This window comes from Burkholderia sp. MSMB1835 (assembly GCF_001526365.1).
Lineage (GTDB): Bacteria > Pseudomonadota > Gammaproteobacteria > Burkholderiales > Burkholderiaceae > Burkholderia.
On sequence record NZ_LOYP01000055.1, the window covers coordinates 134,142 to 156,144 of the forward strand.

Annotated in this window: 20 protein-coding genes; 16 read left to right on the top strand and 4 right to left on the bottom strand. The window is 69.7% G+C overall.

Going from position 1 to position 22,003, the window contains the following annotated elements; translation table 11 throughout:
* The first annotated feature begins 11 nt into the window (after positions 1–11).
* Genes WS96_RS28665 through WS96_RS28675 form a run of 3 tightly spaced genes read left to right on the top strand, consistent with a single transcriptional unit; the run spans position 12 to position 3,162 of the window.
* Positions 12–926 carry a VOC family protein gene (locus tag WS96_RS28665; protein WP_059837147.1) on the top strand — a complete coding sequence of 305 codons (915 nt, stop codon included), beginning with the start codon at positions 12–14 and terminating at the stop codon, positions 924–926.
* Entirely contained in the window at positions 923–1,621 is a 699-nt protein-coding gene (locus WS96_RS28670) for a YoaK family protein (protein WP_059837149.1), read from the top strand. The genes WS96_RS28665 and WS96_RS28670 overlap by 4 nt, the downstream gene beginning before the upstream one ends.
* Positions 1,618–3,162, top strand: coding sequence for an alginate export family protein (locus tag WS96_RS28675; RefSeq protein ID WP_059837151.1), 1,545 nt, complete (start codon positions 1,618–1,620; stop codon positions 3,160–3,162). The genes WS96_RS28670 and WS96_RS28675 overlap by 4 nt, the downstream gene beginning before the upstream one ends.
* A gap of 108 nt (positions 3,163–3,270) precedes the next feature.
* Here WS96_RS28675 and WS96_RS28680 read toward each other — a convergent pair whose 3' ends face one another.
* Positions 3,271–4,857 (bottom strand): acid phosphatase, encoded by a 1,587-nt coding sequence (locus WS96_RS28680; protein WP_059837153.1) that lies wholly within the window; start codon positions 4,855–4,857, stop codon positions 3,271–3,273.
* A gap of 223 nt (positions 4,858–5,080) precedes the next feature.
* On the opposite strand from WS96_RS28680, the gene WS96_RS28685 reads away from it, so the two are divergent.
* The 3 genes from WS96_RS28685 (at position 5,081) to WS96_RS28695 (ending at position 7,424) form a co-directional block, all read left to right on the top strand.
* Complete coding sequence (locus tag WS96_RS28685) at positions 5,081–6,430, top strand: cytochrome-c peroxidase (RefSeq protein WP_059837155.1); 1,350 nt, start codon at positions 5,081–5,083, stop codon at positions 6,428–6,430.
* Positions 6,431–6,555: 125 nt separating this feature from the next.
* Positions 6,556–6,942, top strand: coding sequence for a hypothetical protein (locus WS96_RS28690; RefSeq protein ID WP_059505606.1), 387 nt, complete (start codon positions 6,556–6,558; stop codon positions 6,940–6,942).
* Between the two features lie 11 nt (positions 6,943–6,953).
* Positions 6,954–7,424, top strand: a complete 471-nt coding sequence (locus WS96_RS28695) for an NUDIX hydrolase (RefSeq protein ID WP_059837157.1) — start codon at positions 6,954–6,956, stop codon at positions 7,422–7,424.
* A gap of 137 nt (positions 7,425–7,561) precedes the next feature.
* Here the strand turns inward: WS96_RS28695 and WS96_RS28700 are convergent, their stop codons facing one another.
* The gene (locus WS96_RS28700) at positions 7,562–9,271 is read right to left on the bottom strand and encodes a glutamine--tRNA ligase/YqeY domain fusion protein (RefSeq protein WP_034207046.1); all 1,710 of its coding nucleotides are present in this window, start codon (positions 9,269–9,271) and stop codon (positions 7,562–7,564) included.
* Between the two features lie 254 nt (positions 9,272–9,525).
* Here WS96_RS28700 and WS96_RS28705 point away from each other — a divergent pair, with 254 nt between their 5' ends.
* Both WS96_RS28705 and WS96_RS28710 read left to right on the top strand, forming a co-directional pair.
* Positions 9,526–9,735 (top strand): ornithine acetyltransferase, encoded by a 210-nt coding sequence (locus WS96_RS28705; protein ID WP_006497729.1) that lies wholly within the window; start codon positions 9,526–9,528, stop codon positions 9,733–9,735.
* Between the two features lie 186 nt (positions 9,736–9,921).
* Positions 9,922–10,470 carry an RBBP9/YdeN family alpha/beta hydrolase gene (locus tag WS96_RS28710; RefSeq protein ID WP_059837158.1) on the top strand — a complete coding sequence of 183 codons (549 nt, stop codon included), beginning with the start codon at positions 9,922–9,924 and terminating at the stop codon, positions 10,468–10,470.
* A gap of 88 nt (positions 10,471–10,558) precedes the next feature.
* Here WS96_RS28710 and WS96_RS28715 read toward each other — a convergent pair whose 3' ends face one another.
* Entirely contained in the window at positions 10,559–11,779 is a 1,221-nt protein-coding gene (locus tag WS96_RS28715; protein WP_059837161.1) for a CaiB/BaiF CoA transferase family protein, read from the bottom strand.
* Positions 11,780–12,022: 243 nt separating this feature from the next.
* Between WS96_RS28715 and alaS the strand changes: the two genes are divergently transcribed.
* Positions 12,023–14,647: an alanine--tRNA ligase gene (gene alaS, locus WS96_RS28720; protein ID WP_059837163.1), complete on the top strand. Its 2,625-nt coding sequence runs from the start codon at positions 12,023–12,025 to the stop codon at positions 14,645–14,647.
* Between the two features lie 140 nt (positions 14,648–14,787).
* Here the strand turns inward: alaS and WS96_RS28725 are convergent, their stop codons facing one another.
* A complete protein-coding gene (locus tag WS96_RS28725) occupies positions 14,788–15,702 on the bottom strand; it encodes a LysR family transcriptional regulator (RefSeq protein ID WP_059837165.1) in 915 nt (304 codons plus the stop codon).
* A 123-nt stretch (positions 15,703–15,825) separates the two neighbouring features.
* On the opposite strand from WS96_RS28725, the gene WS96_RS28730 reads away from it, so the two are divergent.
* The 7 genes from WS96_RS28730 to WS96_RS28760 all read left to right on the top strand — a co-directional run bounded on the left by WS96_RS28730 (position 15,826) and on the right by WS96_RS28760 (position 21,964).
* Complete coding sequence (locus WS96_RS28730) at positions 15,826–17,109, top strand: YbfB/YjiJ family MFS transporter (protein WP_059837233.1); 1,284 nt, start codon at positions 15,826–15,828, stop codon at positions 17,107–17,109.
* A 121-nt stretch (positions 17,110–17,230) separates the two neighbouring features.
* Positions 17,231–17,767 carry an NUDIX domain-containing protein gene (locus tag WS96_RS28735; RefSeq protein ID WP_059780231.1) on the top strand — a complete coding sequence of 179 codons (537 nt, stop codon included), beginning with the start codon at positions 17,231–17,233 and terminating at the stop codon, positions 17,765–17,767.
* Between the two features lie 142 nt (positions 17,768–17,909).
* Positions 17,910–18,347 carry an acyl-CoA thioesterase gene (locus WS96_RS28740; RefSeq protein ID WP_059826447.1) on the top strand — a complete coding sequence of 146 codons (438 nt, stop codon included), beginning with the start codon at positions 17,910–17,912 and terminating at the stop codon, positions 18,345–18,347.
* A 9-nt stretch (positions 18,348–18,356) separates the two neighbouring features.
* Positions 18,357–19,292 carry a branched-chain amino acid ABC transporter permease gene (locus WS96_RS28745; protein WP_059837167.1) on the top strand — a complete coding sequence of 312 codons (936 nt, stop codon included), beginning with the start codon at positions 18,357–18,359 and terminating at the stop codon, positions 19,290–19,292.
* Entirely contained in the window at positions 19,285–20,514 is a 1,230-nt protein-coding gene (locus WS96_RS28750) for a branched-chain amino acid ABC transporter permease (RefSeq protein WP_059837169.1), read from the top strand. The genes WS96_RS28745 and WS96_RS28750 overlap by 8 nt, the downstream gene beginning before the upstream one ends.
* Entirely contained in the window at positions 20,511–21,263 is a 753-nt protein-coding gene (locus WS96_RS28755) for an ABC transporter ATP-binding protein (protein ID WP_059837171.1), read from the top strand. The genes WS96_RS28750 and WS96_RS28755 overlap by 4 nt, the downstream gene beginning before the upstream one ends.
* Positions 21,260–21,964, top strand: a complete 705-nt coding sequence (locus tag WS96_RS28760; protein ID WP_059837174.1) for an ABC transporter ATP-binding protein — start codon at positions 21,260–21,262, stop codon at positions 21,962–21,964. Before WS96_RS28755 ends, WS96_RS28760 begins: the two co-directional genes overlap by 4 nt.
* Positions 21,965–22,003 lie beyond the last annotated feature (39 nt).

Consider the following 22,003-nt stretch of genomic DNA (forward strand, 5'->3'; position numbering starts at 1 on the left):
GACATCCCGTGATGAAATCCCTTCGTTCCGTGCTGCTCGCCGCGATGCTCGCGGGCGGCCTCGCCGTTGCCCCCACGACGTTCGCGAAACCGCCGACGCCGCCCGCCGCAGTGCCGACGGTGGCGGTCGGCCCGCAGTACGACACGACCCACGTATGCGTCGCACCCGAAGACTTCGACCGCTTCACCGACAGCTTCGTCGCGACCTTCGGCGGCAAGAAGTCGAAGCAGGGCGTGTTCCAGGTCACGCCGACGCCGAGCCAGACGATGTCGCAACTCGTGCTGACGCCGGTCGGCACGATCTCGGTGTTCGGCTTCAAGACGCCGATCCCGTATCCGTTCTGCGCGGAGCGCACCGGCTATCTCGTGACCGACATGGACGTCGCCGTGAAGTCGGCGCGCGAGCACGGCGCCGACGTGATCGTCGACACGTTTGCCGATCCGATCGGCCGCGACGCGATCGTCACGTGGGCGGGCGGCGTGAACATGCAGCTGTACTGGCACACGCAGGCGCCGCATTACGACGCGCTGCAGACCATCCCCGAAAACCGCGTGTACGTCTCGCCGCAAAGCGTGCGCAAGTTCGTGCACGACTTCGTCAAGTTCTCGAAAGGCAAGGTGGTGTCCGACGACCCGAAGGCGCCGGGCATCGAGATCGGCCGGCCGGACGATACCTACCGCCGCATTCGCATCGAATCGGGCTTCGGCAAGATGACCGTGCTGGTGACGGACGGCCATCTGCCTTACCCGTTCGGCCGCGAGATGACCGGCTATGAAGTGTCCGATCTCGTCGCGACGCTGAAGCAGGCGCAGGCCGCAGGCGTGACCGTGCTCGTGCCGCCGTTCGAGTCGGGCGGCCGCGATGCGGCGCTCGTGCAGTTCCCGGGCGGCTACGTCGCCGAAATCCACGCGAGCGCGGCGCGATGAAGCACGAGGACACGATCCTTGCCGCGGTGGCCGGCTTCGTCGACACGCTGAGTTTCGTCGCGCTGTTCGGGCTGTTCACCGCGCACGTAACCGGCAACTTCGTGCTGATCGGTGCGGGCATCGCAGGCTTCGGCCAGGGCGTCGTGCTGAAGCTCAGCGTGTTTCCGGCGTTCGTGTGCGGCGTGATCGCGGCGAGCCTGATCGCGCGGTCGATGTCCGCGCGGCCGGCATGGCAGGGCACGCGCGTGCTGCATGCGGTGCAGGCCGTGCTGCTGCTCGGCTTCTGCGCGGCCGGCGTGTGGGCGACGCCCGTCACGCAGCCCGACAGCGTCGCCGCGCTGGTGGCCGGCATCGTGGGCACGTTCGCGATGGGCGTGCAGAACGCGCATCCGCGCGTGATCGCCCGCGCGGGCGGCGTGCCGAATACGGTGATGACCGGCAACGTCACGCAGGCGATCCTGGATGCCGTCGACATGCTGTCGCCCGGCACGGCGGACAGCGTGCGCGCCACCGCGCGCGCACGCTTCGCGAAGATGCTGCCGGCGATCGTCGCGTTCGCGCTCGGCGCGGCGGGCGGTGCGCTCGGGTTCCGCTACGTCGGATTCCTGGCGCTGCTGGTGCCCGTCGGCGCGCTCGCGACGCTGGCGCTGGGCGCGGCGCACGCAGCCGGTGCAACTCCGCAGGCGCGCGCATGATCGAGCGGCGGAGGGGACGCTGCGGCCGCCGCTTCGCGCGGGCCGTGCGCGTGTCGGTCGTCGCGGGACTACTGTTCGCGGGGACCGACGCTGCGTTCGCGGAAACGGCAGCCGCGTCGTCCTCGATCATCACGCCGGCTTCGACGCAAGAACCGACGCCGGCGTCGAGCGCGTCATCGGCTTCGGCGCCGGCGTCGACGTCCGCAGCCGCCGCCGCATCGACGTGCACCGCCAAGCGGCCGACGGTGCTGTTCAACCGCTGGCAGGAGGACTGGTCGGTGCTCGCGAATCCCTGCGTGTCGCATGCGCCGCTCGACGGATTGAAATACATCCCGCTCGGCAACGATCAGGCTTCCTACCTGTCGCTCGGCGTGAACCTGCGCGAGCGTCTGGAGACCAACGACGCGCCGCTGTTCGGCATCGGCTCCGCGCAATCGGATACGTACCTGATCCAGCGCGTCGAAGTGCACGCCGATGCGCACCTCGGCCGGCACTGGCAGTTCTTCGCGCAATTGCAGGACGCACGCGCGTTCGGCAAGAACACGGTGTCGCCGGTCGACCGGAACCCGCTCGATCTCGAACAGGCGTTCGCGACCTACACGGGGGCGCTCGGCGGCGGCACGGTCAAGTTCCGCGTCGGCCGTCAGGAGATGGCGTTCGACCTGCAGCGCTTCATCGCCGCGCGCGACGGCCCGAACGTGCGGCTGGCGTTCGATGCGGTCTGGGCCGATTACGAATACGGAAAGTGGCGCTTCATCGGCTATGCGACGCAGCCGGTGCAGAACCGCAACGCGTCCGATTTCGACGACGTGTCGAATCGCGATCTCACGTTCAGCGGCGTGCGCGTCGAGCGGCAGTCGGTCGGGCCTGGCGATCTGTCGGGCTACTGGTCGCGCTACAACCGCCGCGGCGCGCGCTTCCTCGATGCGAGCGGCCCCGAGCATCGCGACGTGTGGGACGTGCGCTACACGGGCACGCAGGGCCGCTTCGACTGGGATCTCGAAACGATGCTGCAGACCGGCACGGTCGGCAACGCGACGATCGGCGCATGGGCCGTCGGCTCGATTGCGGGCTACAAGCTCGACGCGCCGTGGTCGCCGCGCATCGCGCTGCAGGTCGACGCGGCATCGGGCGACCGGCATCCGCACGACGGCCGCGTCGGCACCTTCAATCCGCTGTTTCCGAACGGCTATTACTTCACGCTGGCCGGCTATACGAGTTACGCGAACCTGATTCACGTGAAGCCGTCCGTGACGCTGAAGCCGTCGCCGAGCCTGTCGCTGCTCGGCGCGCTGGGTTTCCAGTGGCGCGAGACGACCGGCGATGCCGTCTATCAGCAGCCGAACGTCCCGGTGCCGGGCACGGCGGGCAAGGGCGGGTCGTGGACGGGCATGTACGTGCAGTTGCGCGCGGACTGGACGATCGCCGCGAACCTGATCGGCGCGGTCGAGGCCGTGCATTTCCAGGTCGGCGACGCGATCCGGCAGGCGGGCGGGCGCAACGCCGACTACGTCGGCGTCGAGCTGAAGTACGGCTGGTGACGCCGCCGCGCGGCATCGTGCGCCCATGAAAAAAGAGCGGCCCCGAGGGGCCGCTCTCCGTTCGAGCGAGCCGGCGGCGTGCCCGGCCCGTTCGCGATCGCGATGCGATTACAGGTTCGGCGACAGCGTGAGCGCGTTCGTCAGGTCGCCCATCGGCTGCGCGCCGTTCGCCTTCAGCGCGTCGTCGCGCTGCTGCAGGCCCGCGAGGCGCGGCAGCGAGAAGCGGCGCGTGATGAAGCGCAGGATCGAACCCGTGTCGTACTGCGTGTGGTCCACGAAACCCTTCTTCGCGTACGGCGACACGATCAGCGCCGGAATGCGGGTGCCCGGGCCCCAGCGGTCGGCATTCGGCGGCGTGGCGTGATCCCAGAAGCCGCCGTTTTCGTCGTACGTGACGACCACGACCATGTTCTTCCACTGCGGGCTGGCCTGCAGGTGCGCGATCACGTCGGCGATGTGCTGGTCGCCGGAGGTGACGTCCGTGTAGCCCGGGTGCTCGTTCAGGTTGCCTTGCGGCTTGTAGAACGCGACCTGCGGCAGCGTGCCCGCATCGATCGCCTTGATGAACTCGGCCCCGTTCGCGCCGCCGTCGAGCAGGTGTTGCGCGCGGCTCGCGGTGCCCGGCGCCTGGTTCGCGAAGTAGTTGAACGGCTGGTGGTGCGGCTGGAAGTTCGGCGTCGACAGGTCGGCGCCGTAGATCACGTTCGACGTGCCGTTCTGGCTCGCCTGCAGCGCCTGGCCCCATGCGCCGCCATACCAGGCCCACGACACGCCCGCATTGGTCATCAGGTCGCCGATGTTGGTCGCCGTCTGCGGCGGCATCGTCGACGGATTGGCCGGATCGGCGAGCAGCGGGTCGCCGCCCGTGGCCGCCTTGTTGCCGCTCGGCTGATACGCCGGCTGCATCGTGTTGATGCCGTAGAAGTCCGGCGTCAGCGCGCCGTCGTTGACGAACTTCGGCGGGCCGCTCAGTGCGGAAGCCGGCGAGTTCGTCGCGACCTTCAGCGACTTGCCGTCCGCGTTCAGCACGGCGATCTTGCCGGCCGCCGGGCTCTTGTCGGCGTTCGGGTAGTACGGCGCGCACGCGCAGATCAGGTACTGGTGGTTCAGGAACGACCCGCCGAACGCGCCCATGAAGAAGTTGTCCGCGAGCACGTACTGCTGCGCGATCTTCCACAGCGGCAGCTTCGACGGATCGGCCGTGTAGTGGCCCATCGTCAGGCCGCCGGCGTCGGTCCAGGCGGCGTACATGTCGTTCTTGCCGCCGTTGATCTGCATCTGGTCCTGGTAGAAGCGATGCACGATGTCGCGCGTCGCGATGCTCATCGACTGGTTGAAGCCTTTCGGATCGTCGATCGCGAACGGCGCGTTCGGCAGGTTCGCCGTCATCGCCTCGGTCACCGCCGGCGTGATGCCGGTCGCGGTCAGGCCGCCCCAGATCTTCGGCAGCGTCGCCATCGTCGAGCCGTCGCGATCCTTCTGCACCGAGTTCGCGGCCGTCACGTTCTGCAGACCGTTCGCGCCCGGGAAATTGCCGTACAGGTTGTCGAAGCTGCGGTTTTCAGCGTAGATCACGACGACGTTCTTGACGGCCGACAGGCCCTGCTGCGTGACGTCGTCGCCGCCGCAGGCGGTCAGGCTGAGCGCGGCCGCAAGGGCGATCGGCGTATAGCGAATCCAGGCGTGCTTCTTCATGCGATGTTCTCTCTCATTCGTCGTTGGTCGCGTGTGGGAACCGGGTGGCGGGAGGGCCGGCGCACGAACCTCGCGGTATCGCCCGGCTGCGCGCATTATCTGGAACCGATTTGACAGCCGGGTGTAGGGGCGCTTTCAATTGACTGTCGGTCGAACGTCATTCAACGGTCACGGAACTGACATAAGCTCCGGCCGATTGCCCACCGCTACTAGAACAACGACGATGCACACCCTTCTGAAATCCTTCGCGTCCGCGCGATCGCTGATCCCCGCCGCGGCGGCGCTCGCGGTGGCCGGCACGCTCGCGGCGCTCGCCGGTTGCGACGCACGGCCCGGCACGAACGCGTCGGCCGCGTCCGTCGTCCCGGCGGCCCAGGCCGCCCCGGCCGTCCCGGCGGTCGCGCCGGCCGGTCAGCCGCAGACGCGCGCGCAGGTGTTCGAGGGCGTGAAGCAGATGACGGCACTCGGCAAGCAGCTGTTCTTCGATCCGTCGCTGTCCGGCTCGGGCAAGCTCGCTTGCGCGTCGTGCCATAGCGCCGAGCATGCGTTCGGGCCGCCGAACGCGCTGTCGGTGCAGCTCGGCGGCGACGACATGCACCGTACCGGCTTTCGCGCGGTACCGTCGCTGAAGTACCTGCGCGGCATCCCGCCGTTCAGCGAGCACTTCCACGATTCGCCGGACGAAGGCGACGAAAGCATCGACGCGGGCCCGACCGGCGGGTTGACCTGGGACGGTCGCGTCGATACGCGCGATGCGCAGGCGCGCATTCCGCTCACGTCGCCGTTCGAGATGAGCAGTTCGCCCGCGCGGGTCGCGAAGGCGGTTCGCGCCGCACCGTATGCCGACGCGTTCCGCAAGGCGTTCGGCGACCGGGTGCTCGGCGACGACCAGGCGACGTTCGATGCGGTGCTGCGCGCGCTCGACGCATTCCAGCAGCAGCCGGCGCTGTTCGATCCGTACACGAGCAAATACGACGCATATCTGGCCGGCCGCGCAAAGCTCACGCCCGCCGAGTTGCACGGGCTGCAGTTGTTCAACGACGAGAAGAAGGGCAACTGCGCGAGCTGCCACGTCAGCCAGCGCACGCTCGAAGGCGGCCCGCCGCAGTTCAGCGATTTCGGGCTGATCGCGATCGCGGTGCCGCGCAACCGCGCGCTGCCCGTCAATCGCGACCCGCGCTTTTATGATCTCGGCGCATGCGGCCCCGAACGCACCGACCTGAAGGGCCGCGACGAATTCTGCGGATTGTTCCGCACGCCGTCGCTGCGCAACGTCGCGCTGCGCAAGACGTTCTTCCACAACGGCGTGTATCACTCGCTCGAGGAGGTGATGCGCTTCTACGTCGAACGCGACATCCATCCGGAGAAGTTCTACCCGGTCGTGCACGGCAAGGTGCAGATCTACGACGATTTGCCGAAGCGCTACTGGCCGAACATCAACCGCGAGCCGCCGTTCGACCGCAAGCGCGGCGAGCAGCCGGCGCTGAACGCGGCCGAGATCAAGGACGTGATCGCGTTCCTCGGCACGCTGACTGACGGATATCAGCAAACGGTCGCGCCGGCCAAGCCCTAGAAGGCATTCATTACAGCACGCATGCTATGCTCGCTCGCTGACGGGCGTAGCGCGTGCCGGAGGGCCGGCCCCCGGTTCGCCGGCATGCGCCGCGCCGTTCGATCGAACATCCAAGGAGAAAAAACATGTCGATGCGTGCATCCCTTTCCGTCGTCACGCGCGTGCTGGCCGGCGCCGCGTGCGCAGCCGCGATGCTGCCCGCCCATGCGCAGAACAACCTGAACTTCCTGAACGACACGCCGATCAGCTATTTCAGCAAGGCCGACCGTGCGTCGCTCACGAAGGCGGTCGTGCAGGCGCGCGACGAAGGCAAGGACGGCGAAACCACGACGTGGCAGAGCAGCGGCCGCGGCACGCAGATCGACGCGAAGCTCACGCCGAGCACGACCGAGGCTGACGGCAAGACCTGCCGCGAAGTCGCGACCGAAATCACCGCGAAGGGCCAGACGATGACGCTCAAGCCCGTCTACTGCAAGACGGCCGCGGGCAAGTGGCAGTTGCAGAAGCGCTGAGCACGCGCGTGATGAAGCGGGGCGGCGCGCCGCGCACGGTGTCGTGCGGCGTCGTGATCCTCGATGCGGCCGGCCGCGTGTTTCTCGCGCACGCGACGGATACCACGCACTGGGATATTCCGAAGGGACAGGGCGAACCGGGCGAGACGCCGGCCGATGCCGCGCTGCGCGAACTGCTGGAAGAAACCGGCATCGAATTCGCGCCGGCACGGTTGCTCGATCTCGGCCGCTTCGCGTACCGGCACGACAAGGACCTGCACCTGTTCGCGGTGCGGGTGGCCGAAGGCGAGATCGATCCCGAGCGCTGCACGTGTACGTCGCTGTTTCCGAGCCGCCGCGACGGCTCGATGATCCCCGAGATGGATGCGTACCGCTGGACCGTGCCGGGCGACATCGACACCTATGCGAGCCGCAGTCTCGCGCGGCTGTTTCGCACGAAGCTGCCGCTGGCGGAGCTGCATCGGCGGTTGTCCGGCGCGTGAACGAGCGCCGCGGCATCCGCTGCCGCCTGCCGTCGTTCGGCGCACGCCCATGAAAAAACCGGCCCTCGAGCCGGTTTTTTCATGGGCAGGCAGCGGCGGCTCGCGAAGCCGCACGCTCGCCGCGCGGAGCAGGGCCGTCAGGCCGGCTTGCCCCAGCTGTCGCGCAGCCCGACGATCCGGTTGAACACCGGCTTGCCCGGCTTCGAATCGACACGGTCTGCAACGAAGTAGCCGTGACGCTCGAACTGCAGGCGCGTTTCCGGCGCGACGTCGCCGTTGCCCGGCTCGAGGTACGCCTGCACGATCTTCTTCGAATCGGGGTTCAGCGCGTCGAGGAAGTTCGCGCCGCCCGCGTCCGGATGGGGTTCCTTGAACAGGCGATCGTAGATCCGCACTTCGGCCGGCTGCGCGTGCTTCGCGCTGACCCAGTGGATGTTGCCCTTGACCTTGTACGTGTTCGCGCCTTCGGTGCCCGACTTGCTGTCCGGGAAGTAGTTGCAGTGCACGGCCGTCACGTTGCCGTCGGCGTCCTTGTCGAAGCCCGTGCATTCGATCACGTAGCCGTAGCGCAGGCGCACCTTGTTGCCCGGGAACAGGCGGAAATAGCCCTTCGGCGGATTCTCGACGAAATCCTCGCGCTCGATCCACAGTTCGCGCGAGATCGGGAACGTGCGCACGCCGCGGTCCGGATGATGCGGATGCACGGGCGCCGTGCAGGCTTCCTCGAGGTCTTCCGGATAGTTGTCGATCACGAGCTTCAGCGGATCGAGCACCGCGACCGTCCGCGCGGCCTTTTCGTCGAGGTCGTCGCGCAGCGCGCCTTCGAAGATGCTCATGTCGATCCACGAGTCGATCTTCGTCACGCCGATCCGCTCGCAGAACAGGCGAATGCTCTCCGGCGTGAAACCGCGGCGGCGAATGCCGACGATCGTCGGCATGCGCGGGTCGTCCCAGCCGTCGACGTGGCCTTCGGTGACGAGCTGCAGCAGCTTGCGCTTGCTGGTGATCGCGTACGTGAGGTTCAGCCGCGAGAATTCGATCTGCTGCGGCAGCGGGCGCGTGAACACGCCGGCTTCCGCGAGCTCGTTCAGCACCCAGTCGTACAGCGGGCGGTGATCCTCGAACTCGAGCGTGCACAGCGAATGCGTGATGCCTTCGAGCGCATCCGAGATGCAGTGCGTGTAGTCGTACATCGGATACACGCACCATGCGTCGCCGGTGCGGTAGTGGTGCGCGTAGCGGATCCGGTAGATCACCGGGTCGCGCATGTTCATGTTCGGCGAAGCCATGTCGATCTTCGCGCGCAGCACGTGCTCGCCTTCCTTGAACTCGCCGGCCTTCATCCGGCGGAACAGGTCGAGGTTTTCCTCGGGCGAGCGGTCGCGGAACGGCGACGGCTTGCCGCCTTCGGTCAGCGAGCCGCGGTTCGCGCGCATTTCGTCGGCGCTCTGGCTGTCGACGTACGCCTTGCCGCGCTGGATCAGCAGCTCGGCGAATTCGTACAGCTTGTCGTAGTAGTCGCTCGCGAAATACTGGTGATCGACCGCGTCCTTGCGCCAGTCGAAGCCGAGCCAGCGCACCGCGTCGACGATCGAGTCGACGTATTCGACGCTTTCCTTTTCCGGGTTCGTGTCGTCGAAGCGCAGGTGGCACACGCCGCCGTAGTCGCGCGCGACGCTGAAGTTCAGGCAGATGCTCTTCGCGTGACCGATGTGCAGATAGCCGTTCGGCTCGGGCGGGAAGCGCGTCTCGACGCGGCCGCCCCATTTGCCGGTGCGGTTGTCGTCGTCGATGATGTTGCGGATGAAATTGGAAGCCGCGGGGGCGTCGTTGCGTTCGGTGCTCATGCGGTTGGCGTCAGGGTTGTGTCGGCGCGTCGCGCCGGTTTAATCCTGTAATTCTACCTGACCGGGGTCCGTCCCGCGCGGCCTGCCGGTCGGGCGACGCGCGTTCGCGATGCGTACCGCAATATATCGAGTGTGTGTCGGCTGTAACACGACGTAAATCGGATTGCCGGTGCCATTCGGCTTTTCCTATGATGGCGTTACCGATTCAATGCCGCCATTCGCGATTTTTGCGTGGCGGGAGGACGCCAACAATCATGATGAAGAAGACCACTTTTCTCGTTCGTACCGCGGTGATCGTCGCGGCCCTGTCGCAACTCGGCGCATGCGCGATGACGCATACGCAGCGCAATGCCGGTATCGGCGCGGCCGCAGGCGGCGCGCTCGGCTACCTGATCACGGGCGGGCCGGTCGGCACGGTCGCCGGGGCGGCGGCAGGCGGCCTGGTCGGCGCCGGCGTACGCTGATCCACGCCGGCGTGCGCGGGCCTCGGCATGCTCGCGCGCTCGCCGGCCGGGCGTGATGCCGTTCCGTACGCGTAACGGCCCGCCCGCACACCCCGTCCGTTTTTCGACAGGCAACATCAGGGAGGAACGGGTGTGCGACACTTCGTCGACGCCACATAACGACTTCATGCGCCGACGAATCCTTTCATGAGCACCCCCCGCGTATTCGTGCTGCCGGGCTACGGCAACTCCGGCCCGTTCCACTGGCAAAGCCGCTGGGAGCGCGCCGACGCGCGTTTCGTGCGCGTCGCGATGCCCGACTGGGAGCGGGCATTCCGCAACGGCTGGTGTCTCGCGCTCGACCGGGCGGTCGAAGCCGCCCGCGGGCCGGTGCTGATCGCCGGCCACAGTCTCGGCACGCTGACCGCCGCATGGTGGGCGACCCGCTACGCGCGGCCGGCCGCGCTCGCGAAAGTGCGCGGCGCGCTGCTGGTCGCGCTGCCCGATCCCGCCGGGCCGGCGTTTCCGGCCGACGCGCACGGCTTCGGCCCGGTGCCGCACGAACGGTTGCCGTTTCCGACCTGCGTCGTCGCAAGCAGCGACGATCCGTACGGTTCGCTCGCCTTCGCGCGCGGCTGCGCGAACGCGTGGGGCAGCACGTTCCACGAGCTCGGCCCGCGCGGCCACATCAACGCCGACAGCGGGCTCGGCGACTGGCCGCAAGCGCGCGGCTGGCTCGATGCGCTCGCACGTTAGTGCGTCTGCTCGCCGTGCGCGAGTCGCGGCTGTCTGATCCGATCGTCGTCATCGGGTGCGCCGCCGCGACGCCGTCACCCGAACCGCGTCAGATCGCCTGTTTCGCCTTCAACGCCGCGATCCGCTCGTCGTCGTAGCCGAGCATGTCGCGCAGCACGTCGTCCGTCTGCGCGCCGAGCAACGGCGGGGCCGTGCGCGCGTCGGGCGGCGTCGCGCTCATCCGGATCGGGTTGCGCACGAGCTTTACCTCCGCGCCGCACGGGTGCGGCAGCGACACCTGCATCCCGCGCGCGACCACCTGCTCGTTGTCGAACACCTCGTCGAGATCGTTGATCGGCCCGCACGGCACGCCGGCCGCTTCGAGCGCGCCGATCCAGTCGGCCTTGTCGCGCGCCTTCACCATCTCCGCGAGGATCGGCACCAGCGTGTCGCGATGGCGCACGCGCGACGGATTCGTCGCGAAGCGCTCGTCGTCGGCCAGCTCGGGCCGCCCGCCGGCCTCGACGAACTTGCGGAATTGCCCGTCGTTGCCGACCGCGACGATGATCCAGCCGTCGCGCGTCTGGAACGTCTGGTACGGCACGATGTTCGGATGCGCGTTGCCCCAGCGCACCGGCGGCTTGCCGCTCGCGAGGAAGTTGGTGTTCATGTTCGCGAGCAGCGCGACCTGCACGTCGAGCAGCGCCATGTCGATGTACTGGCCTTCGCCCGTGCGGTCGCGGTGCGCGAGCGCGGCGAGCACGGCGATCGTCGAATAGAGGCCGGTCGCGAGATCGGCGATCGCGACGCCGGCCTTCTGCGGGCCGCCGCCCGGCTCGCCGTCGCGTTCGCCGGTGATGCTCATGAAGCCGCCGATGCCCTGTACGATGAAGTCGTAGCCCGCGCGATGCGCATACGGGCCGGTCTGGCCGAAGCCGGTGACCGAGCAATAGACGAGATCCGGCTTCACCGCGCGCAGCGCGTCGTAGTCGAGCCCGTATTTCTTCAACTGGCCGACCTTGTAGTTCTCGAGCACGACGTCGCTTTGCGCGGCGAGCTCGCGCACGATCTGCTGGCCCTCCGGCGTCGCGATGTCGATCGTCACCGAGCGCTTGTTGCGATTCGCCGCGAGGTAGTACGCGGCCTCGGCAGTATCCGCGCCGTCCGCGTCCTTCAGGTACGGCGGGCCCCAGTGGCGCGTGTCGTCGCCGGCGCCCGGGCGCTCGACCTTGATCACGTCCGCGCCGAAATCGGCAAGGGTCTGCGCGCACCACGGGCCCGCGAGCACGCGGGTCAGGTCCAGCACGCGGATATGGCTCAGGGCACCCATCGTCGAATCGTCTCCTTTCATGGCTGGCCTGCCTTGCCGGGCACGGCCGATTGGCATGCCGAGCATCTTAAGGCGAATCGGCCGCGCCGGTGGCCCAGGCCGGTCGTCCGGCGCAGCGGGCCGCTGCCGCTTGGGCGGGCGGTCTGTATCGTATAATCGATCGTTTCCGAATCCATGCCGCCGCGCGCCCCGCCTGGGGCGCCGGCGTTTGAAGCCGTCTTTGCCAGACTGTCCCCGCACGCCATGAAAGCTGCCGAAATCCGCGAGAAATTCCTCAAATTCTTCGAATCGAAGGGCCACACGATCGTCCGCTCGTCGAGCCTCGTGCCCGGTAACGATCCCACGCTGATGTTCACGAACTCGGGCATGGTCCAGTTCAAGGACGTCTTCCTCGGCACGGACCCGCGCCCGTACTCGCGCGCCACTACCGCGCAGCGCAGCGTGCGCGCGGGCGGCAAGCACAACGACCTCGAGAACGTCGGCTACACGGCGCGCCACCACACGTTCTTCGAGATGCTCGGCAACTTCTCGTTCGGCGACTACTTCAAGCACGACGCGATCAAGTTCGCGTGGGAGCTGTTGACCACGGTCTATCAGCTGCCGAAGGAAAAACTGTGGGTCACCGTCTACCAGGAAGACGACGAAGCGTACGACATCTGGGCGAAGGAAGTCGGCGTGCCGACCGAGCGGATCATCCGGATCGGCGACAACAAGGGCGCGCGCTACGCGTCGGACAACTTCTGGACGATGGGCGACACCGGCCCGTGCGGCCCGTGCACCGAAATCTTCTACGACCACGGCCCGGACGTGTGGGGCGGGCCGCCGGGGTCGCCGGAAGAAGACGGCGACCGCTACATCGAGATCTGGAACCTCGTGTTCATGCAGTTCAACCGCGACGCGCAGGGCAACATGACGCGCCTGCCGAAGCAGTCGGTCGACACCGGCATGGGCCTCGAGCGTCTCGCCGCGGTGCTGCAGCACGTGCACAGCAACTACGAGATCGACCTGTTCCAGAACCTGATCAAGGCCGCCGCGCGCGTGACCGAGATCGGCGACCTCACGAACAACTCGCTGAAGGTGATCGCCGATCACATCCGCGCGTGCTCGTTCCTGATCGTCGACGGCGTGATCCCCGGCAACGAAGGCCGCGGCTACGTGCTGCGCCGGATCGTGCGCCGCGCGATCCGCCACGGCTACAAGCTGGGCCGCAAGGGCGCGTTCTTCCACAAGCTGGTGGCCGACCTCGTCGCCGAGATGGGCACGGCCTATCCGGAGCTGAAGGAAGCCGAGCAGCGCGTGACCGACGTGCTGCGCCAGGAAGAGGAGCGCTTCTTCGAAACGATCGAGCACGGGATGTCGATCCTCGAGGCCGCGCTCGCCGACGTCGACGCGAAGGGCGGCAAGGTGCTCGACGGCGAGCTCGCGTTCAAGCTGCACGACACCTACGGCTTCCCGCTGGATCTGACGGCCGACGTGTGCCGCGAGCGCGGGATGACGGTCGACGAGCCGGCATTCGACGACGCGATGGCGCGCCAGCGCGAGCAGGCGCGCGCGGCCGGCAAGTTCAAGGCGACGCAGGGCCTCGAATACACGGGCGCGAAGACCACGTTCCACGGTTACGAGGAAATCGCGTTCGACGACGCGAAGGTCGTCGCGCTGTACGTCGACGGTTCGGCCGTCAACGAAGTGAAGGCCGGCCAGGATGCGGTCGTCGTGCTCGATCACACGCCGTTCTACGCGGAATCGGGCGGCCAGGTCGGCGACCAGGGCGTGCTCGCGAATGCATCGACGCGCTTCGCGGTGGCCGACACGCTGAAGGTGCAGGCCGACGTGATCGGTCACCACGGCACGCTGGAGCAGGGCACGCTCAAGGTCGGCGACGTGCTGCGCGCGGAAATCGACGCGCAGCGCCGCGCACGCACGCAGCGCAACCACTCGGCCACGCACCTGATGCACAAGGCGCTGCGCGAAGTGCTCGGCGCGCACGTGCAGCAGAAGGGTTCGCTCGTCGACGCGGAGAAAACCCGTTTCGACTTCGCGCACAACGCGCCGATGACCGACGACGAGATCCGTCGCGTCGAGCAGATCGTCAACGCCGAAATCCTCGCGAACGCGCCGGGCATTGTGCGCGTGATGCCGTACGACGAAGCGGTGAAGGGCGGCGCGATGGCGCTGTTCGGCGAGAAGTACGGCGACGAAGTGCGCGTGCTCGACCTCGGTTTCTCGCGCGAACTGTGCGGCGGCACGCACGTGCACCGCACCGGCGACATCGGCCTGTTCAAGATCGTCGTCGAAGGCGGCGTCGCGGCCGGCATCCGCCGCGTCGAGGCGATCACCGGCGACAACGCGGTGCGCTACGTGCAGGAGCTCGACGCGCGCGTGAACGAAGCGGCGGCGGCGCTGAAGGCGCAGCCGTCGGAACTCACGCAGCGCATCGCGCAGGTGCAGGACCAGGTGAAGGCGCTCGAGAAGGAACTGGGCGCGCTGAAGTCGAAGCTCGCGTCGAGCCAGGGCGACGAGCTCGCGCAGCAGGCCGTCGAAGTCGGCGGCGTGTACGTGCTGGCCGCGACGCTCGACGGCGCCGACGCGAAGACGCTGCGCGAAACGGTCGACAAGCTGAAGGACAAGCTGAAGAACGCGGCGATCGTGCTGGCGGCCGTCGAAGGCGGCAAGGTCAGCCTGATCGCGGGCGTCACGCCGGATGCGAGCAAGAAGGTCAAGGCCGGCGAGCTCGTGAACTTCGTCGCGCAGCAGGTCGGCGGCAAGGGCGGCGGCCGTCCGGACATGGCGCAGGCAGGCGGCACCGAGCCGGCGAATCTGCCGGGCGCGCTGGCCGGCGTGAAGGGTTGGGTCGAAGAGCGGCTCTGATCGTTGCACGACCGATGCGACGTTGTCGTACCGACGGCGTCGCGTGAAGCGAAAACGACCCGATCGGCGGATGCGCCGGTCGGGTCGTTTCGTTTGTGCCGTACCGGCGCGTCGCTCGATGCGGCGACGCGCGAGCCCGGTCAGGCCGGCACGGTCGCGGTCGGCTTCGCCGCGTCGCCGGGCTGTCGCGCGGCGTCGGTGAGCGCATCGCGCAGCGCGGCGAGCGCCGCCGACGCATAACCGTGCCGCCACGCGAGCAGCGTGTCGATGCCTTCCAGTTCGGGAATCGTGTGCGCGGCGATGTTGCCGGGCTCGGGCTGCAGATTCAGCACCGAACGCGGCGCGACCGCGATGCCCGCGCCGGCCGCGACGCACGCGACGATCGCGTGATACGAGCCGAGCTCGAGCACGCGCGCCGGCTTCGCGCCGTGCGCCGCGTACCATTGCTCGACGTACTTGCGATACGCGCAGCCGCGCTCGAACGCGATCAGCGTCGGCAGGAGCACGTCGCGCGGCGTGCGCACCGGCGGATGGCCGCGCGGGGTGAGCAGCACGAGATCCTCGCGGAAGATCGGCACCGTCTCGAACGTGTCGGGCAGCGTGTCCGGCTCGGGCGGGCGCGCGAACAGCGCGGCGTCGATTTCGAAGTCGCGCACGCGGTCGATCAGGCAGCCCGTCGTGCCCGTCAGCAGTTCGAGCGATACGTCGGGCCATGCATGGTGGTAGCGCGCGAGGAGGGTCGGCAGCCGGCTCGCGGCCGTGCTTTCCATCGTGCCGAGCCGCAGCCGGCCGCGCGGCGTGTCCTCGCGCACCGCGTCGCGCGCCTCGTCGGCGAGCGCGAGCAGGCGTTCCGCATACGGCAGCAGCGTATGCCCGGCCGGCGTCAGCACGAGCCGGCGGCCGTCGCGCACGAACAGCGCCGCGCCGAGCTCCTCCTCCAGCTGCTTGATGCGCGTCGTGACGTTCGACTGCACGCGATTGAGCTTGGCCGCCGCGCGCGTCACGCCGTTCTCGCGCACCACCGCCCGGAAGATCGCCAGCGCCGCCAGGTCCATGATTCTCTCCATGGGATGACTTGATTCTCAATTATTCATTTTTAGAGAACGTTTGGTCAAGCTAGGATGGAGACGTTCCGATTCCCGATCCGGCCGGCGCGCGACGCGTCGGCCCATGCCGCCATGTCCCGCTTCGATGCCCCGACCGCCGCCGCCCGCGTGCTTTCGTCCGACCACGCCGACCGCCGCGCCCGCGCGGCCGCGCTCGCCTGCATGATCGGTCTGGCCGTCGTGCTCGGCGTCGGCCGTTTCGCGTTCACGCCGCTGTTGCCGCTGATGCTCGCGGACGGCTCGATCGGCCTGAAAGCAGGCAGTTGGCTCGCGTCGGCGAACTACGCGGGCTACTTCGTCGGGGCGCTCAGTTGCGCGGCGCTGCGCGTCGCGCCCGCGCGGATGGTGCGTGTCGGGCTCGTCGCGACCGTGCTGCTGACCGCCGCGATGGGTGCCGGCCACTGGCTGCCGGCGTGGCTCGTCGTGCGTTTCGTCGCGGGCGTCGTCAGCGCATGGACGTTCGTGTTCATGTCGCAATGGGGGTTGCGGCGCCTGGCCGAGCTGAGTGCGCCCGAATGGAGCGGGGTGATCTACGCGGGGCCGGGCGTGGGCATCGTCGTGACGGGGCTCATCGGCAGTGCGCTGGCCGGCCAGCGTGCGGCGGTGGGCTGGCTCGGTTTCGCGGCGTTGTCGGCCGTCCTGTCGGTCGCGATCTGGCGCACGTTCGGTGCGGCGCCGGCTTCGGCCTCGGCTCCGGCGTCGGCTTCGGCCTCGGCGCACGCGCAGGCAGGGCCGCCGGCCGCCGGGGCGCCCGCCGCCCTGGCGGCACGGGCGGCACGGGCGGCCACGCGCAGCCGTCGCGCGGACGCCGCGTGGCTCGTCGTGCTGTACGGCGCGCCGGGCTTCGGCTACATCGTCACCGCGACGTTCCTGCCGGTGATCGCGCGCGCCGCGCTGCCGGCCGGTTCGCCGTGGCCCGACCTGTTCTGGCCGATGTTCGGCGCGGCGCTGATCGTCGGCGCGATCACCGCCGCGCGGCTGCCCGGGCACTGGGACAACCGGCTGCTGCTCGCGGCCGGCTGCGCGACGCAGGCGCTCGGCATCGCGGCCGGAATCGTGTGGCCGAACGCGGCCGGCTTCTCGATCGGCAGCGCGCTGCTCGGCCTGCCGTTCACCGCGATCACGCTGTTCGCGATGTGCGAGGCGCGGCGCCTGCACGGCGAGCGTGCGGCCGGGCTGATGGGCTATGCGACCGCATCGTACGGCGTCGGGCAGATACTCGGGCCGCTCGTCGCGGCGCCGCTCGCTGCGCGCTTCGGGTCGTTTATGCCCGCGCTGGGGGTCGCGGCGGCCGCGCTGCTGATCGGTGCCGCCGGCTTCGCGGCGAGCGCCGCCCGCGGGCGCCGGTCGTCCTGACGCCGGTGGGGCCGGATCGTCTCGGGCGCGGGCAAACTCGCTAGAATGAAGCCTTTCCCGCGCCGAGCGGGTGCGCGGGCAGCCGGCACACGGCCGTCCGGCGCTCGCCAGATTGCCATCGATGACCACCGCCGACTATCGCTTTTGCCCGCGCTGCGCGAGCCCGCTGACCGAGCGGGCCGATCCCGACCATGAAGGCGGCCGCATCCGCCAGGCCTGCCCCGACGAGTCCTGCGGCTACGTGCACTGGAACAACCCGCTGCCCGTCGTCGCCGCGATCGTCGAACTCGACGGCAAGGTCCTGCTCGCGCGCAACGCGGCGTGGCCCGAAGGGATGTTCGCGCTGATCACCGGCTTCCTCGAAAACGGCGAGACGCCCGAGGACGGCATCGCGCGCGAGGTATTCGAGGAAACCGCGCTGAAGGCCGAGCACGTATCGCTCGTCGGCGTGTACGAATTCATGCGCAAGAACGAGCTGATCATCGCGTACCACGTGCGGGCGTCGGGCACGGTGTCGCTGTCGCCGGAACTGCTCGAATACAAGCTCGTCGATCCGCCGCTGCTGCGCCCGTGGCGCGCCGGCACGGGCGTCGCGCTCGCCGACTGGATGCGCGCGCGCGGCCTCGATTTCGAATTCGTCGACCGGCCGGGGCAGTGACGCGCCGGCCTGCCCGCAGCATGCCGTCCGCCGTGGCGCGCGCGTCGCGGCGCTTCGTCGCCGGCCGGCGCGCCGCGTCGTGCGGCCGTCACGCGTCGTCCCCGTCGTTCCCTTCGCTTCCATCGCCCTGACCGCCATCGCCATGTCCGACAAGCCGCAGCCGCGTCCGCGCGACGCCTATCGCCACTTCCTGCCGATCACGACCCGCTGGATGGACAACGACGTCTACGGGCACGTGAACAACGTCGTCTACTACAGCTACTTCGACACCGTCGTGAACGAGTACCTGATCCGCGCGGGCGTGCTCGACGTCGAGCATGGGCAGACGATCGGGCTCGTCGTCGAGACGCAATGCAACTACTTCGCGCCGCTCGTGTTTCCGCAATCGGTCGACGCGGGCCTGCGCGTCGTGAAGCTCGGCACGTCGAGCGTGCGCTATGAAGTCGGGCTGTTCGCCCGAGGCGATGCGGCGCCCGCCGCACAGGGGCATTTCGTGCACGTGTACGTCGATCGCGGCACGCGTCGCCCGGTGCCGCTGCCCGATGCACTGCGCGCCGCGCTCGAACCGCTCGCCGCCTGACGATACGCGGTGCACGCGTTCGCGCTCCAGGCCTTCAACGGCCTCAGCTACGGCTTGCTGCTGTTCATGCTGTCGGCCGGCCTCACGCTGATCTTCAGCGTGCAGGGCGTGCTCAACTTCGCCCATGCGAGCTTCTACATGCTCGGCGCGTATGTCGGCTACGGCATCGCGGCCTCCGCGGGCTTCTGGCCCGCGCTCGTGTTCGCGCCGCTGGCCGTCGGGCTGCTCGGCGCCGGCTGCGAACGCGCGCTGCTGCGCCGCGTGCAGGCGCGCGGCCATACGAGCGAACTGCTGTTGACCTTCGGTCTCGCGTACCTGATCGGCGAGGGCACGAAACTCGCATGGGGTCTCGCGCCGCTGCCGGCGCCCGTGCCGCCGCTGTTCGACGGCGCGCCCGTGACCGTGTTCGGTCTCGCGTTGCCGCGTTACCGGCTGTTCATGATGGCGATGTCCGCGACGATGCTGGTCGCGCTCGGCGGGCTGCTGCGCGCGTCGCGCCTCGGGCTCGTCGTGCGCGCGGCGCTCACGCATCGCGCGGCCGTCGAGGCGCTCGGCTACGACGTGCCGCGCGTGATGACGGCGCTGTTCGGTGCGGGGACCGCGCTCGCGGCGCTGGCCGGCGTGATCGGCGCGCCGCTCGCGGTGATCGAGCCCGCGCTGGCCGAAACCGTCGGATCGGTCGTGTTCGCGGTGGTCGTGATCGGCGGGCTCGGCTCGCTCGGCGGCGCGTTCGTCGCGTCGCTCGCGGTCGGCTTCGCGCAGACCTTCGCGGCCGCGAGCGACACGTCGCTGCGCGACCTCGCGGCATGGACGGGCATCGCGCTGCCCGACAGCGTGGCCACCGTGTCGATCGCGCAACTGGCGCCGCTGGTGCCGTACCTGCTGCTCGTCGCGGTCCTGGTCGCGCGGCCGCGCGGGCTGTTCGGCGAGCGTGCCGATGCGTAGCCGCGCACTGGCCGGATGCGTGCGCTGGGCGCTGTTCGCCGCGTGCGTCGCGCTGCCCGCATGGCTGTGGCCGCATGGCGCGGTGCTCGGCTATCTCGCGCAGACGGCCGCGCTCGTCGTGCTCGCGCTGTCGTACAACCTGCAGCTCGGCACGACCGGGCTGCTGTCGTTCGGGCATGCGGCATTCGCGGGCCTCGGCGCGTTCGCGGCCGCCCACTGGTTCAACCATATCGGCGGCCCGCTGCCGCTGTTGCCGCTCGTCGGCGGCGTGGCCGGCGCGGGCTTCGGGTTCGTCGCCGGGCTGCTGGCGACGCGCCGTTCCGGCACCGCGTTCGCGATGATCACGCTCGGCCTCGGCGAATGCGTGGCGGCCGCCGCGTGGAGCGTGCCCGCGTGGTTCGGCGGCCTCGGCGGGGTGCCGATCGACCGTGCGAGCGGTGCGCCGTGGGGCAACGCGCATTTCGGCGCGCCGGCGCACGCGTATGCGTTGATCGCCGCGTGGTGCGTCGTGTCGGCGTGGGCGATGCATGCGCTGACGCGCACGCCGCTCGCGCGGCTCGCGAACGCGGTGCGCGACAACCCGGCGCGCGTCGCCGCGCTCGGCACCGATCCGCGCCGCGTGCGGCTCGCGATGGTCACCTGCGCATCGTTCTTCGCCGGCATCGCCGGCACGCTGACGCTGATCGACGTCGAGATCGCGACGCCCGACAGCGTGTCGATGGCGCGCTCGGCGACCGTGTTGATCGCCGCGGTGATCGGCGGCACCGGCGCCTTCTTCGGGCCGGCGGCCGGCGCGGCCGTGCTGACCGCGCTGAGTATCGTCGTCGCGGGCGTGTCGCGCGCGTGGGCGCTGTATCTCGGCGTGCTGTTCGTCGCGATCGTCGTCGCCGCGCCCGGCGGGATCGCGGGCATTGCGCGGGCGTTCGCGCCTGCGCTGCGGCGCGGCGCGCCGGCCGTCGAGCGGTGGCGCGTGCTGTGCGCCGTCGGTGCGTGCGCGTTCTGGGGCATCGCGATCGTCTGCGCGGCCGAGCTCGGCTATGCATGGCGCTTCGCGCAGGACGACGGCACGGGCTTCGCGTTCGGCGCGTGGAACATCGACGCCGATACGCCGGCCGGCTGGGCCGTCGCGTGCTCGGCGGCCGGCATCGGCACGCTGCTGTGGCGCTGGCGCGCGCGGCTCGGGCATGACGCGGCGGTGGCCACGCGGGAGGACGGGCGATGAACGGCAACGCGATCGCGCTTCACGGCGTCGTGCAGCGCTTCGGCGCGCAGACCGTGCTCGACGGGGTCGACCTGAGCATCGCGGCCGGCGAGCGCCACGCGCTGATCGGGCCGAACGGCGCGGGCAAATCGACGCTGTTCGGCGTGATCGCCGGGGCGACGCGGCCCACGCGCGGGCGCGTCGTGCTGCACGGCGTCGAGCTGCGCGGGCGCGGGCCGGTCGTCGCGAGCCGCCTCGGCATCGGCCGCAGTTTCCAGCAGACGAGCGCGTTCGCGCGCCTGACGGTGTTCGACAACCTGCGCTGCGCGGCGCTGCATGCGCCCGCCGAACGGCGGCGCTGGTGGAACCGGCTGCGCGAATCGGCGTCGATCGATCGCGCGGCGGCGCGCGTGCTGCACGACATCGGCCTCGATGCGCGGCGCGACATGCCGGCCGCCGAGCTGAGCTATGCGGAGCAGCGCGCGCTCGATCTCGGGATCGCGCTCGCGAGCGGCGCGCGTACGCTGCTGCTCGACGAGCCCACGGCCGGCATGAGCCGCGCGCAGGCGGCGCGGATGATCGCGCTGATCCGCGCGACGACGCAGGGCCGCACCGTGCTGATGATCGAGCACGACATGGACGCGGTGTTCGGTTTCGCCGAACGCATCACGGTGCTCGTGCGCGGCACGGTGGTCGCGACCGGCGCGCCCGACGCGATCCGCGCCGATCCGCGCGTGCGGGCCGCCTATCTGGGCGAGGGCGCGGCATGAGCGCCGTGCTCGAGATTCGCGGCCTGCGTGCGTGGTACGGGGTGCAGCCCGTGCTCGACGGCGTCGATCTCGCGCTCGCGCCGGGCGAGACGCTCGCGCTGCTCGGCCGCAACGGCTCGGGGCGCTCGACGCTCGCGAAGGCCGTGATGGGGCTCGTGCGCACGGCCGGCTCGGTGCGCATCGCCGGCGCCGAATGCGCGGGCGCGCGCACGTTCGAGATCGCGCGGCGCGGCGTCGCTTACGTGGCCGAAAGCCGCGACGTATTTCCGCTGCTGACCGTGCGCGACAACCTGCGGCTCGGTTTGCGCGGCGCGAGCGGCGCCGCCGAACGCGCGGCGCTCGACCGCCTGTTCGAGCGGTTTCCGCTGCTGGCCGCGCGCGCGGACGTGAAAGCCGGGCGGCTGTCGGGCGGCGAGCAGCAGGTGCTCGCGCTGGTGCGCGCACTCGCCGGCCGGCCGCGCGTGCTGATCGTCGACGAGCCGGCCGAAGGGCTCGCGCCGCTCGCGGTCGACGAAGTCGGCGCGTGCCTCGCCGCGCTGCAGGCCGACGGCGTGTCGATCGTGCTGATCGAGCAGCGGCTGCAGCTCGCGCCGCGGCTCGCGCGGCGCGCGGCGGTAATGGGGCGCGGACGGATCGTCTACGACGGCGGGCTCGACGGGCTGGGCGGCGAGGTCGCGCGCGCGTGGCTGAGCGCCGGCTGACGGCATCCAGTCGATTGTTCGGCAAACTCCGCCAGTCAA

What these genes read in the sequence shown, in the direction of transcription:
- WS96_RS28665 (WP_059837147.1), top strand. Translation starts at nt 12, where the DNA reads ATGAAATCCCTTCGTTCCGTGCTGCTCGCCGCGATGCTCGCGGGCGGC.
- WS96_RS28670 (WP_059837149.1), top strand. Translation starts at nt 923, where the DNA reads ATGAAGCACGAGGACACGATCCTTGCCGCGGTGGCCGGCTTCGTCGAC.
- WS96_RS28675 (WP_059837151.1), top strand. Translation starts at nt 1,618, where the DNA reads ATGATCGAGCGGCGGAGGGGACGCTGCGGCCGCCGCTTCGCGCGGGCC.
- WS96_RS28680 (WP_059837153.1), bottom strand. Translation starts at nt 4,857, where the DNA reads ATGAAGAAGCACGCCTGGATTCGCTATACGCCGATCGCCCTTGCGGCC.
- WS96_RS28685 (WP_059837155.1), top strand. Translation starts at nt 5,081, where the DNA reads ATGCACACCCTTCTGAAATCCTTCGCGTCCGCGCGATCGCTGATCCCC.
- WS96_RS28690 (WP_059505606.1), top strand. Translation starts at nt 6,556, where the DNA reads ATGTCGATGCGTGCATCCCTTTCCGTCGTCACGCGCGTGCTGGCCGGC.
- WS96_RS28695 (WP_059837157.1), top strand. Translation starts at nt 6,954, where the DNA reads ATGAAGCGGGGCGGCGCGCCGCGCACGGTGTCGTGCGGCGTCGTGATC.
- WS96_RS28700 (WP_034207046.1), bottom strand. Translation starts at nt 9,271, where the DNA reads ATGAGCACCGAACGCAACGACGCCCCCGCGGCTTCCAATTTCATCCGC.
- WS96_RS28705 (WP_006497729.1), top strand. Translation starts at nt 9,526, where the DNA reads ATGATGAAGAAGACCACTTTTCTCGTTCGTACCGCGGTGATCGTCGCG.
- WS96_RS28710 (WP_059837158.1), top strand. Translation starts at nt 9,922, where the DNA reads ATGAGCACCCCCCGCGTATTCGTGCTGCCGGGCTACGGCAACTCCGGC.
- WS96_RS28715 (WP_059837161.1), bottom strand. Translation starts at nt 11,779, where the DNA reads ATGGGTGCCCTGAGCCATATCCGCGTGCTGGACCTGACCCGCGTGCTC.
- alaS (WP_059837163.1), top strand. Translation starts at nt 12,023, where the DNA reads ATGAAAGCTGCCGAAATCCGCGAGAAATTCCTCAAATTCTTCGAATCG.
- WS96_RS28725 (WP_059837165.1), bottom strand. Translation starts at nt 15,702, where the DNA reads ATGGACCTGGCGGCGCTGGCGATCTTCCGGGCGGTGGTGCGCGAGAAC.
- WS96_RS28730 (WP_059837233.1), top strand. Translation starts at nt 15,826, where the DNA reads ATGTCCCGCTTCGATGCCCCGACCGCCGCCGCCCGCGTGCTTTCGTCC.
- WS96_RS28735 (WP_059780231.1), top strand. Translation starts at nt 17,231, where the DNA reads ATGACCACCGCCGACTATCGCTTTTGCCCGCGCTGCGCGAGCCCGCTG.
- WS96_RS28740 (WP_059826447.1), top strand. Translation starts at nt 17,910, where the DNA reads ATGTCCGACAAGCCGCAGCCGCGTCCGCGCGACGCCTATCGCCACTTC.
- WS96_RS28750 (WP_059837169.1), top strand. Translation starts at nt 19,285, where the DNA reads ATGCGTAGCCGCGCACTGGCCGGATGCGTGCGCTGGGCGCTGTTCGCC.
- WS96_RS28755 (WP_059837171.1), top strand. Translation starts at nt 20,511, where the DNA reads ATGAACGGCAACGCGATCGCGCTTCACGGCGTCGTGCAGCGCTTCGGC.
- WS96_RS28760 (WP_059837174.1), top strand. Translation starts at nt 21,260, where the DNA reads ATGAGCGCCGTGCTCGAGATTCGCGGCCTGCGTGCGTGGTACGGGGTG.